The sequence below is a fragment of the Modicisalibacter tunisiensis genome (assembly GCF_020148005.1).
In the GTDB taxonomy this organism is placed as follows: domain Bacteria; phylum Pseudomonadota; class Gammaproteobacteria; order Pseudomonadales; family Halomonadaceae; genus Modicisalibacter; species Modicisalibacter tunisiensis.
Window position 1 is genome coordinate 1,389,824 of the sequence record NZ_JAGXFD010000001.1, and the last position, 11,927, is coordinate 1,401,750.

Consider the following 11,927-nt stretch of genomic DNA (forward strand, 5'->3'; position numbering starts at 1 on the left):
CAATCGGACCGATGGCCGTCAGGGCGTCTGTCGGGCGGCGCGATTGGCCTGCAGGGTGCGCGTCAGCAGCGCGCGCAGCGCCGCCGGGCGCACCGGCTTGAGCAGCAGCTGGTAGCCGCCGCGCTTGATCGCCTCGGCGACCTCCTCGGTGCGGTCGGCGGTGATCACGATGCCGGGCACCGGCCCCTGGCAGCGCTCGAGCAGGGCTTCCAGCGCCATCAGCCCGGTGACCTCGTTGTCGAGATGGTAGTCGGCGAGGATCGCGTCCGGGTCGGCGTCGAGATGGCGCAGGATCGACTTGGCCCCGCCGATCGAGGTGGCCGTGAACACCTCGCAGCCCCAGCCGGTGAGCATCGCCTTCATGCCCTCGAGGATCAGCGTCTCGTTGTCGATGCAGACGATCCGCGTGCCCTCGAGCTTGTTGCCGGCGCGCCGCGCGGCGGGCTCGGTCGATGCGCTGGCCGCCTCCCCGGCCTCGACCACCGGCACGTCGACGGAAAAGACGGTACCCACGCCCTCCCAGGAGCGCACCCGGATCGGATGGTCGAGCACGCGGCTCATGCGGTCGGCGATCGACAGCCCCAGCCCCAGCCCCTTCTCGCTCTCCTTGTGGCGCGAGGCCTGGTCGAGGCGGCGGAACTCCTGGAAGATCTCCGCCTGCTTGGCGGCGGGGATGCCCGGGCCGGTGTCCCAGACCTCGATCGACAGCCGCCGGCCGTGACGCCGGCAGCCCAGCAGCACGCGGCCCTGCTGGGTGTAGCGCAGGGCGTTGGAGAGGAAGTTCTGCACGATGCGTCGCAGCATCTGGGCGTCGCTGTCCACCCAGCAGGTGGTGGGCACCACGTCCAGGTCGAGCCCGCGCTCCTCGGCCATCACCTCGAACTCGGCACGCAGCGGACGGAAGATGTCGGCCAGGGCGAACTGGCTGCGCCGCGGCGTCAGGGCGCCGGCGTCGAGCTTGGAGATGTCGAGCAGGGTGCCGAGCAGTTCCTCGGCGGCCTGCAGCGAGTTGTCGATATGCCCGATGGTGCGCCGGTGGTCGTCGTCGAGCGACTCCTGGGAGAGCGCCGAGGTGAACAGGCGTGCGGCATTGAGCGGCTGCAGCAGGTCGTGGCTTGCCGCGGCGAGGAAGCGGGTCTTCGAGGCGTTGGCGTCCTCGGCGACCTGCTTGGCCTGGCGCAGGGCCTGCTCGGCCTCGGCGCGCACGCGGTTCTCCTGGCGCAGGGCGGCGTTGGCCTCCGACAGCGCCTGGGTGCGCTCGCGCACGCGTTCCTCGAGGTTCTCGTTGGTCTCCTTCAGGGCGATCTCGGCCAGCCGGCGCTCGGTGATGTCCTGATAGAGGGCGAAGAAGCCGAGGATCGCGCCGCTGTCGCCGAAGTGCGGCGTGTAGGTGACCAGCATGTAGCGGACGCCGCCGTCGCCGTCGTCCAGGGAGATCTCGAAGCTGACCCGTTCGCCGTCCAGCGCACGGCGCATCCACGGTGCCCGCTCGCGGGCCACGGTCGCCGACATGACGTTCTCCACGCGCTTGCCGATCACCTCGTTGCGGTCGACGTGGAAGACCTGTTCGTAGGCGCGGTTGGTGAAGAGGTAGCGGCACTCCTTGTCGAAGTAGGCGATCAGCGCCGGCACGTTGTCGGTGTAGATGCGGATGTTGTTCTCGGAGCGGATCAGCGCTTCCTCGGTGCGCTTCTGCTGGGTGATGTCCTGGTAGGTGTAGACGAAGCCGCCGCCGGGCATCGGGTTGCCCTGGACCTCGAGCACGGTGCCGTCCTGGCGGTAGCGCACGTAGCGGTGCGGATGGCCCTGGCGGATGTTGTCCATCAGCAGCTCGACGTGCTCCTCGGGATCGCCGGGACCGTACTCGCCGTTGTGGGCGTTGTAGCGCAGCACCTTGTCGAAGGGCGCGCCGACCCGGATCAGATGATCGGGGAAGCGGAACAGCTCCAGGTAGCGCTGGTTCCATACCACCAGGCGCAGGTTCTGGTCGACCACGCTGATGCCCTGGTTGATGTTCTCGATGGTCGCCTGCAGCAGGGCGCGGTTGAACTCGAGCACCTGGGAGGCCTCGTCGACGATCGAGATCACGTCCGAGATGCCGATGCCGCGCCCCTGCAGCGCCGAGTTGACGACGATGCGCGCCGAGGAGGCGCCCAGCACCGAGGCCAGGAAGCGCTCGGTGAACTGGATGACGTCGATCGAGGCGCGGGCGTTGTAGTCCAGGGTCTTGCCGTTGCGTCGCGCGAAGTCGTCGAAGGCGCGCTCGACCTGGTCGGCACTCAGGAAGCGCTCGCACAGCACCTTGAGATCGCCCACCGTGGTGGCGCCGGTCCAAGGCCGGTTGACCGAGGTCTGGCGGGTCTCGACGCTGTCGACGAACAGCGAGGCCTGGATGCGCTCGACCACCCGCTGCGGGGTGACCTGGGAGACGAAGATGTAGCCGATCAGGTTGGCGCCCAGCGACAGCATCACGCCGTGGGTGAAGGGGCTGCCCACGCTCAGCCCGAACAGCTGCGCGGGGGACAGCCAGTCGATGCCGAAGGGGCCGCCGGCCAGCCACTCGCCGGGCACCACGCCGGCCTTCATCAGCGCCGGCAGCAGCAGGGTGTAGGCCCAGATGGCGAAGCCCAGGTTCATGCCCACGATCACGCCCAGGCGGTTGCCGCGCTTCCAGTACAGCCCGCCGATCAGCGCCGGGGCGAACTGGGCGGCGGCGGCGAAGGAGAGCATGCCGGTGGAGGCCAGCGAGCTGAACTCGGCGATCAGCTGATAGAAGACGTAGGCCAGTGCCAGGATCACCACGATGGTCACCCGGCGGGCGCGCAGCACCAGTCGGCCGTAGTCGCGGGCCTTGGTGTCGAACCAGCGCAGCCGGAACAGCAGCGGGATGACGATCTCGTTGGAGATCATGATCGACACCGCCACGGTGGCGACGATCACCATGCCGGTGGCCGCCGAGAAGCCGCCGATGAAGGTGAACAGGGTCAGCCAGTCGTTGTCCAGGGCGATCGGCAGGGCCAGCACGAAGGTGTCCGGCTCGATGCTGCCGTCCGGGAACAGGGTGAGGCCGGCGGCGGCCAGCGGCAGCACGAAGAAGCCGAAGGCCACCAGGTAGAGCGGGAACAGCCAGCGGGCCCGGGCGGCGTCGTCGCGGTGGGTGTTCTCGACCACGGTGACGTGAAACTGGCGGGGCAGGCAGAAGACCGCCAGCATCGCCAGCAGGGTCTGGGCCCAGAAGCTCTGGCCGAAGTCCTGCTCGGTGAGCTGGCGTTCCAGCTGCAGGTAGTGATCGGCGCGGCCGAGCACGTCGCCGAGACCGTCGAACACCCCCCAGGTGACGTAGGCGCCCAGCGCCAGGAAGGCGCCCAGCTTGACCACCGACTCGAAGGCGATGGCGTGGATCAGCCCCTCGTGGTGCTCGGTGGCGTCGGTGTGGCGGGTGCCGAAGAGGATCGCGAACAGCGCCATCACCATGGCGACATAGAAGCCCGTGTCGGCGAACAGCGGCGCGCGGGTGACGTCGGTGGACGCGGTGAGCACCGTGAAGGCCGACGACACCGCCTTCAGCTGCAGGGCGATGTAGGGCAGCGTGCCGATCAGCGCCACCAGGCTGGCGAAAGCCGCCAGCGACTGGGTCTTGCCGTAGCGCGAGGCGATGAAGTCGGCGATCGAGGTGACGTTCTGGCGCTTGGCGATGCGGATCATCTTGGCCAGCACCGGCCAGAACAGCCCGAAGGTCAGCAGCGGGCCGATGAAGATGCTGGCGAACGACCAGCCGGAGGTGGCGGCCTGGCCCACGGCGCCGTAGTAGGTCCACGAGGTGCAGTAGATGGCCAGCGCCAGGCTGTAGATCACCGGGCGGCGGCTGGCCGGGCCGTGGCGACGGGCGTGCCGGTCGCCACGCCATGCGATCAGGAACAGGATGGCGATGTAACACAGCGAGACGGCGATCAGCAGCCAGCCAGCAAACATGGACACTCCCCCTTGGTTTGCCGCCATTCTAGGGGAATGCCCGGCACGAGGGCAGTCATGGCCGTGCCGGGTTCGCGGTATGCGTGGAGAAGCGCCTCAGCTGCCGGCGCAGAGGGCCCGGTAGAGCGGTGCCGAGGTCTCGAGGTGACGCATCGACTGCGTCTGCGGCTGCTGTGTCTTGTCGGCCAGCGGCACCAGGTCCCGGGCGTCGCAGTTGAGCAGGTAGCCATGGTGCGAGACCTGGTCGGCAGGCTGGCGCTCGAAGTGGTAGAGAATGAACTCGACGAGGCGCTCGCCGTCTGCATGCCGGGTGACGAGATTGTCGCGGTCGATGACGTCGAAGCCGGTGGTCAGGGGGGCGATGTAGGTCCAGGGGCGCCAGAACATCCGCTCCTTCTGCTTCGAGACCACCTGTGCGGATGCCGGCAGTCGGGCCTGCTTGTTGTCGAACCAGGTGTATTCGTAGTGGATCTGGTAGGCGAGCATCCCCAGCCCGCCCAGCGCCGGCACGATCCAGCGCGGCAGGCGCTTGCCGCTGAGTTGTCGCAGGATCAGGCCGATCCCCGCGGCGCCGAGACCGGCGAAGATCGCCGCGATCAGTTGCCAAAGCATGTCGTTCCCTTGTCAAGACGCAAACGGGCTTCCCGCAGGAAGCCCGATGAAGTGTGATCCCGCGGCCCGGGCCAGCCGGGCCGAAGGCCATTATGGCTCAGTGGTCGACGGCACCACCAGCACCCTTGGGATAGCGCACGCTTTCCACCAGGTCCTGGATCTCCTGTGGCGGTTGCTCGCTCGCGTTGGAGACGATGTAGGCCACGGCGAAGTTGATGATCGCGCCCACGGCACCGATCGACAGCGGCGAGATGCCCAGCACCCAGTTGGCCGGGGTATCCGCCAGGTTGTTGGTGCCCGGAATGAAGAACCAGCCCTTGTAGACGAAGATGTACACCAGAGTGAAGAGCAGGCCGGAGAGCATCCCGGCGATGGCGCCCTTGTTGTTCACCCGCTTGGAGAAGATCCCCATCATCAGCACCGGGAACAGCGAGGCGGCGGCGATGCCGAAGGCCAGGGCCACGACCTGGGCGGCGAACCCCGGCGGGTTGGCACCCAGATAGGTCGCGACGACGATGGCCACCGACATCGAGATGCGCGCCGCCAGCAGTTCCCCCTTCTCGGTGATATGCGGATTGAGGGCCCCCTTGATCAGGTCGTGACTGATCGCCGAGGAGATCGCCAGCAGCAGGCCGGCGGCGGTGGACAGCGCCGCCGCCAGGCCGCCCGCGGCGATCAGGCCGATCACCCAGCCGGGCAGGTTGGCGATTTCCGGGTTGGCCAGCACCAGGATGTCGTTGTTGACGGTCAGCTCGTTGCCCTTCCAGCCGCGATCGGAGAAGTCGGCGGACGGGTTGTAGAACTGGATCTTGCCGTCGTTGTTCTTGTCCTCGAAGGTGATCAGCCCGGTCTCCTCCCAGGTGCGGATCCAGTTGGGGCGATCCGCGTAGGCGATGGAGTCGGCGGCTGCGGCGTCGTAGTTCTCGACCTGGCCGGCCATGTCCGGGTAGATGGTGGTCATCAGGTTCAGGCGTGCCATGGAGGCCACGGCCGGCGCGGTCAGGTAGAGCAGGCCGATGAACACCAGCGCCCAGCCGGCGGACCAGCGCGCGTCGGCCACCTTGGGCACGGTGAAGAAGCGCATGATGACGTGGGGCAGGCCGGCGGTACCGATCATCAGCGACAGGGTGAACAGCACCATGTTGAGCTTGTTGTCGACCATGCCCGTGTAGGAGTTGAAGCCCAGCGCGGTGACCACCTCGTTGAGCTTGGACAGCAGCGGCTCGCCGGAGGCGGTGTGGTCGGAGAACAGACCCAGTGCCGGTATCGGGTTGTCGGTCAGTTGCAGCGAGATGAACACCGCCGGAATGGTGTAGGCGATGATCAACACGATGTACTGGGCCACCTGGGTGTAGGTGATGCCCTTCATGCCGCCCAGCACCGAATAGAAGAACACCACGATGGCGGCGATGATCAGACCGGTGGTCGCGTCGACTTCCAGGAAGCGCGAGAAGGCCACGCCGGCACCGGCCATCTGGCCGATGACGTAGGTCACCGAGGCCACGATCAGGCAGACCACCGCCACCATGCGCGCCGTGCGGCTGTAGAAGCGGTCACCGATGAATTCCGGCACCGTGAACTTGCCGAACTTGCGCAGGTAGGGGGCCAGCAGCATGGCCAGCAGCACGTAGCCGCCCGTCCAGCCCATCAGGAAGGTGGAGTTGGCGTAGCCGCCGGCGGCGATGAGGCCGGCCATGGAGATGAACGAGGCCGCCGACATCCAGTCGGCGCCGATCGCCATGCCGTTGGTGACCGGGTGCACACCGCCCCCGGCGACGTAGAAGTCCTTGGTCGACCCGGCCTTGGCCCAGATGGCGATGCCGATGTAGAGGGCAAAGGAAGCGCCGACGAAGAGAACGTTGATCGCGAACTGACTCATGCTGGCTTACTCCCCGAGTCCGTATTGCTTGTCCAGCCGGTTCATCTTCCAGGCGTAGAAGAAGATCAGGCCAATGAACGTCAGGATGGAACCCTGCTGGGCGAACCAGAAGCCCAGGTCGGTGCCGCCGACAGGGATGCCGGCCAGCATGGGGCGCAGCAGGATGGCGAAGCCGTAGGACACCAGTGCCCAGACGATCAGGCAGCCGGTGATCAGGCGAAGGTTGGCCTTCCAGTAGGCCTCCGCGTTGCTTTTTTCTTCTGCCATGGTGGTGCTCTCCGCGTGCTTGTAATTAGGAAGATATGGCCTCGAGGGGAATTCAGGCCCGGCGGGGAACCTGGCTCTCCTTGCTCGTCATGCCATTTGCTCTCGACCATTGGATGGCAATGGAGCGTCAGAATAGTGACGATTCATGCCAAGAAAAGGTCTCCCTGGCGGTCTTGTTTATTGTCGCGACGGGAAGCGTTTTCCGCTGTCATGAAACCTGTGTTTTTCATGGAACTCGGAAAGGGTCGCGGTGTCCGGTTGCGTAGGCAATAGTGGTCAACAGTCGGAAAAAATAAAATCCCATACTTTGGTATTATAAAATGAAAGGGTGAAAAAACGTTTTCAATTTCCTGTTTTTTATCAAATGGTTGGGTGTCGTTTTCAGCGGTGGGTCTTTGAAAGGGGGCTGGGCATAGAACGATGGTATAGCCGTTTCGGGATAGGCAAATAGTCTAAGGGAAAGCGCTGCTAGAACATTGGTCTATGTTCATTTGAAAGACGTTAAGCTGGTATTCTAGTTTTGTTGTCGTGGATGTCTCGAGTCACTCCGAACACGACATGACCTTTCGGCGGCCCTGTCGAGACCCGGGTGGCGGTGACGCCGGCATTCCCCGCTCGCCCTTCCGAGGCCTCGCTGTGTCGGAAGCCTGTCGAGGCAGTTCCGGTATCGATGAAGGCCAGGGTAATTGATTCAAGGGCTCGTCTGTCCGGGGTTGCCGGGCAGGCGAGGCTGTCACGACGAGGGCGACATGATGGTCGACATCGATCTCTCGCAGGCACCGTTCTCGCTGCTCGACGAGGCAGGGCGGCAACGTGTCCGTCGCGGCGTGGACCTGGCCTACTATGACACCGACGAGATCATCCTCGATGCCGGGCAGACGGGTGAGCACGTCTTCCTCATCCACAAGGGGGAAGTCGCCGAGCTGGACACGGCGACCACCGAACGCATCGGGCATTACACCGCCGGCGACCTGTTCGGCGCGATCAGCATCCTCAACGGCCAGAGCCGCTATCGCTTCATCGCCGAGCAGGAGAGCCTGTGCTATCTGCTGCCGCGCTCGCTGTTCGAGACGCTGTGCCGGGAGTACCCGGTCTTCGCCGACTACTTCCGCCAGAGCCTGACCGACAAGAGCCGCCTGCTCACCGAGCGACGCACGGCGGGCGGCATCACCATGGCCGGCTTCATGCTGGCGCGGGTCGCCGAGTGCATGCGCGAGCCGCGCCTGATCGACGCCGATGCCAGTATCGCCGAGGCCGCCTTGCGGCTGCGCGAGATCGGTGCCGACAGCCTGCTGGTGGCGGCGGACGGGCGGTACGGCATGCTGACCAAGACCGACCTGCTCGATGGGCTGATCGGCCAGTCGCTCGATCGTGCCACGCCCGTGCTGGGCATCGCCCACTTCCCGCTGATCACCGTGCGCCCCGACGACTACCTCTTCCAGGCGCTGATCGCCATGACCCGCCATGAGGTGGAGCGGGTCGTGGTGGTGGAGGGCGAGCAGCCGGTGGGGGTGGTCGAGCTGACCGACGTGCTGAGCTTCTTCTCGAGCCGCTCCTACACGGTCAGCCTGGAGCTGGAGCAGGCCGAGGACCTCGATGCCCTGGCCCGTGCCAGCGCGCGCCTGCCGGGGCTGGTCAAGGCGCTCATGGCCCAGGGTGTCAAGCTGCGCTTCGCCATGGAGCTGCTGGCGGCGCTCAACGGACGAATCATCAGCAAGGCCTTCGACCTGACGGTGCCGGCCGAGCACCATCAGGACAGCTGCCTGATGGTGATGGGCAGCGAGGGGCGTGGCGAACAGATTCTCAAGACCGATCAGGACAATGGCCTGATCCTCGCCGACGGCGCCGACTGGCCGGGGCGGGCCGAGCAGATGGACCGCTTCATCGAGCGGCTGCTGACGCTGGGCTATCCGCGTTGCCCGGGCAACATCATGGTCAGCAACCCGCAGTGGGTGGACAGCCTCGGCGGCTGGCGGCAGCGCATCGACCGCTGGGCCGAGCGACGCGACGGCGAGGCGCTGATGAACCTGGCCATCCTGCTCGACGCGCATGCCGTGGCCGGCAACCCGGCCCTGCTCGAGTCGCTGCGCGAGGCGCTGTTCGCGCGCTGTTCCCACGACGAGCTGCTGCTGTCGCACTTCGCTCGTCCGGTGCTGAGCTTCTCCACGCCGCTGACGCTGTTCGGCTCGCTCAAGCGGCCGACGCACGGCATCGACATCAAGAAGGGCGGGATCTTCCCGATCGTCCACGGGGTACGAACCCTGGCGCTCGAGCGGCGCATCCGGCCCACCTCCACGCTGGCGCGGCTCGATGCCCTGGTGGCCGACGGCCGTCTGGAGGCCGAGTTCGCCGCGGATCTCGGCGAGGCACTCTCGCTGTTCGCCGAACTGCGCCTCAACCAGCAGCTGGCCCGGCTCGAGGACACCGGCAAGCCCGAGGGCGACGCCAACCTGGTGGTGGTCCAGCGGCTGTCGACGCTGGAGCGCGACCTGCTGCGCGAGGCGCTGCACCTGGTCAAGGAATTCAAGCAGCGCCTGTCGTACCGCTTTCATCTGGAGTATTCGTGATGCTGCGATCCCTGCGCCGGGCGGCCGACCGCCGTCGTCAGATCAACGGGCGTTACGGCTGGCTGTTCAACCCGTACACCGGCGACGAGCTGGTGGCCATCGACTGCGAGACCACCGGGCTGGATCCGCGCACCGCCGAGCTGGTGTCGCTGGCGGCCGTCTGCATCAAGGGCGACCGGGTCCTGACCAGCGGGGCGCTGGATCTGCGCCTGCAGCGCCCGGCGAGTCTCGGTGCCGATTCGATCAAGATTCACGGACTGCGCGGCGTGGATCTCAACGACGGCCTGCCGGTGGACGAGGCGCTGGAGGCGCTGCTCGACTTCATCGGCAATCGGCCGCTGCTGGGCTGGTGTGTGGACTTCGACATCGCGGTGATCAACCACCACCTGCGACCGCGCCTCGGCTTCGACCTGCCCAACGCCACCGTCGACCTGGCCCAGGAATACCGTCGCCGGATGCGGCGCACCCAGCCGCAGGTCGAGCCGCACATGGCGTTCGAGAGCGTCGCGCGGTCGCTCAAGGTGCCGCTGATGCAGCGCCATACCGCGCTGGGGGATGCGGTGACCACCGCACTGATGTATGTCCGCCTGAAGCAGGGGGCCTGCGAGGCGGTCTGACGCAGCCGGCGACCATTCAACAACAAGGAGTAGAAGTCGCGTGCTGGAGTTGCAGAATCTGTGTCTGTTCGCGGGGCTGGGTCTGGTGCTGTTCGTGTGCGCGAGGTACGCCCGTCGCACCCACGAGCTGCGCAGCGTGGTGCTGTTCTGGGAACGCCGGCTGGTACTGACCCGCCAGGAAACTCACCTGCAACGGGCGGGGGTGCTGCTGCTGTCGCTCGGCGTGGCGTTGCGCTATCTGATGGTGCTGCAGGGGCTGTGACGCCGGGTCGTGGGCGTCGCAACTCACCGGAGGGGGTGGTAGCATAGGCGCGCCTTCCATTTCCCCGCGTGTCGCCTTTCCCATGCAAGCACTTACTGGTACCCAGAAACGCGAGTTCAACAAGCTGCAGAAACGCCTGCGTCGCCAGGTCGGCAACGCCATCATCGATTACAACATGATCGGCGAGGGCGACAAGGTGATGGTCTGCCTGTCGGGCGGCAAGGATTCCTACACCATGCTGGAAATCCTGCGCAACCTGCAGCGCAATGCGCCGGTGAACTTCTCGCTGGTGGCGGTCAATCTGGACCAGAAGCAGCCCGGCTTTCCCGAGCATGTTCTGCCGGAATACCTCGACGGTATCGGCGTCGACTACCACATCCTCGAGCGTGATACCTATTCGGTGGTCAAGGAGAAGACGCCGGAGGGCAAGACCACCTGTGCCCTGTGCTCGCGGCTGCGGCGCGGTTCGCTGTACGGCTTCGCCGAAGAGATCGGTGCGACCAAGGTGGCGCTGGGCCACCATCGCGAGGATATCCTCGAGACGCTGTTCCTCAACATGTTCTACGGCGGCAGCCTCAAGGCGATGCCGCCCAAGCTGCTCTCCGACGACGGCAAGAACATCGTCATCCGCCCGCTCGCCTACTGCCGCGAAGCGGACATCGCCGAGTTCGCGCGACTGATGGAATTCCCGATCATCCCCTGCAATCTATGCGGTTCGCAGCCCAATCTGCAGCGTCAGGTGGTCAAGGAGATGCTGGCCGAGTGGGAGAAGAAGCACCCCGGCCGGCTGGAGACGATGTTCAAGGCGGTGACCAACGTCGCGCCGTCGCAGCTGGCCGATCGCGAACTGTTCGACTTCGCGGGGCTCGAGGCGAAGCAGCAGCGACTGAACGCCTCACGCATCGACGCGCTGGACCTGCTGGCCCGGGAGGCCTGAACCGCCGGCGCGCGATGCGCGCCGGATCAGTGCTCGTGGTCGCCTTCCGCCAGGGCTTCCAGGGCGTCGAGGTCGAGGATATGCACCTCGCGGCCCTGCACATCCACCAGCTTGTGCTGCTGGAAACGGCCGATGATGCGGCTGACGGTTTCCACGGCCAGGCCCAGGTAGTTGCCGATATCGGCGCGCGCCATCGACAGGCGGAAACTGTAGGGGGAATAGCCGCGCCGCCGGAACCGTGTCGACAGATTGACTAGAAAGCTCGCCAGGCGCTCGTCGGCGGTCTTGCGCGAGAGTAGGCGTAGCATGCGCCGGTCATCGCGGAGTTCCTTGCTCATGTTGCGATAGAGCTGGTTGCGCAATTCGGGCAAGGCCTCGGAAAGCTGGTCGAGACGGTCGAAGGGGATCTCGCAGACCGTGGTGGTCTCCAGGGCGATGATGCTGCCGGGATAGTGCTTCTCGTCGATGCCGTCGAGTCCCACGAGCTCGCTGGGCAGGTAGAAGTTGGTGAGCTGGTCCTCGCCGTCCCCTTCGCTGGTAATCTGCTTGAGGCTCCCAGAGCGTACCGCGAAGACGCTGGTGAAGGGGTCCCCCTGGCGCAGCAACGCCTCGCCCTTCTTGAGCGGGGCGCGGCGCTGGATGATCGCATCGAAGCTATCCATCTCCTGGGTGCCCAGCGCCAGAGGCAGGCACAGAGAACTCAGGCTGCAGGTCTGGCAGCGCGCTTCCTGAAGTCGCGGCCGGCGCATGTGGAGGGCAGAACTTGCCATGACGGTCTCCCGATCTATCGAGGCACTCCCACCATGGTAGCTGC

The 11,927-nt window shown here is 66.0% G+C and carries 9 protein-coding genes; 4 read left to right on the forward strand and 5 right to left on the reverse strand.

The annotated features are described in order from the left end of the window. Positions 1–18 precede the first annotated feature (18 nt). The 4 genes from KGQ91_RS06465 to KGQ91_RS06480 form a co-directional block, all read right to left on the reverse strand. Positions 19–3,972, reverse strand: a complete 3,954-nt coding sequence (locus KGQ91_RS06465) for a hybrid sensor histidine kinase/response regulator (protein WP_224420581.1) — start codon at positions 3,970–3,972, stop codon at positions 19–21. 96 nt (positions 3,973–4,068) lie between these two features. After that, positions 4,069–4,584 carry a hypothetical protein gene (locus tag KGQ91_RS06470; RefSeq protein ID WP_224420582.1) on the reverse strand — a complete coding sequence of 172 codons (516 nt, stop codon included), beginning with the start codon at positions 4,582–4,584 and terminating at the stop codon, positions 4,069–4,071. Between the two features lie 97 nt (positions 4,585–4,681). Next, entirely contained in the window at positions 4,682–6,463 is a 1,782-nt protein-coding gene (locus tag KGQ91_RS06475; RefSeq protein ID WP_224420583.1) for a sodium:solute symporter family protein, read from the reverse strand. A gap of 6 nt (positions 6,464–6,469) precedes the next feature. Beyond that, a complete protein-coding gene (locus KGQ91_RS06480; RefSeq protein WP_163648244.1) occupies positions 6,470–6,730 on the reverse strand; it encodes a DUF4212 domain-containing protein in 261 nt (86 codons plus the stop codon). A gap of 752 nt (positions 6,731–7,482) precedes the next feature. Between KGQ91_RS06480 and KGQ91_RS06485 the strand changes: the two genes are divergently transcribed. The 4 genes from KGQ91_RS06485 to ttcA all read left to right on the forward strand — a co-directional run bounded on the left by KGQ91_RS06485 (position 7,483) and on the right by ttcA (position 11,113). Continuing rightward, positions 7,483–9,297 (forward strand): DUF294 nucleotidyltransferase-like domain-containing protein, encoded by a 1,815-nt coding sequence (locus KGQ91_RS06485; RefSeq protein WP_224421389.1) that lies wholly within the window; start codon positions 7,483–7,485, stop codon positions 9,295–9,297. After that, complete coding sequence (locus KGQ91_RS06490; RefSeq protein ID WP_224421390.1) at positions 9,297–9,914, forward strand: 3'-5' exonuclease; 618 nt, start codon at positions 9,297–9,299, stop codon at positions 9,912–9,914. The genes KGQ91_RS06485 and KGQ91_RS06490 overlap by 1 nt, the downstream gene beginning before the upstream one ends. 40 nt (positions 9,915–9,954) lie before the next feature. Then, a complete protein-coding gene (locus KGQ91_RS06495; RefSeq protein ID WP_224420584.1) occupies positions 9,955–10,176 on the forward strand; it encodes a hypothetical protein in 222 nt (73 codons plus the stop codon). A gap of 82 nt (positions 10,177–10,258) precedes the next feature. Further along, positions 10,259–11,113, forward strand: a complete 855-nt coding sequence (gene ttcA / locus KGQ91_RS06500) for a tRNA 2-thiocytidine(32) synthetase TtcA (protein WP_224420585.1) — start codon at positions 10,259–10,261, stop codon at positions 11,111–11,113. A gap of 26 nt (positions 11,114–11,139) precedes the next feature. Here the strand turns inward: ttcA and fnr are convergent, their stop codons facing one another. Then, positions 11,140–11,883 carry a fumarate/nitrate reduction transcriptional regulator Fnr gene (fnr, locus tag KGQ91_RS06505; RefSeq protein WP_318010254.1) on the reverse strand — a complete coding sequence of 248 codons (744 nt, stop codon included), beginning with the start codon at positions 11,881–11,883 and terminating at the stop codon, positions 11,140–11,142. Positions 11,884–11,927: the final 44 nt, after the last annotated feature.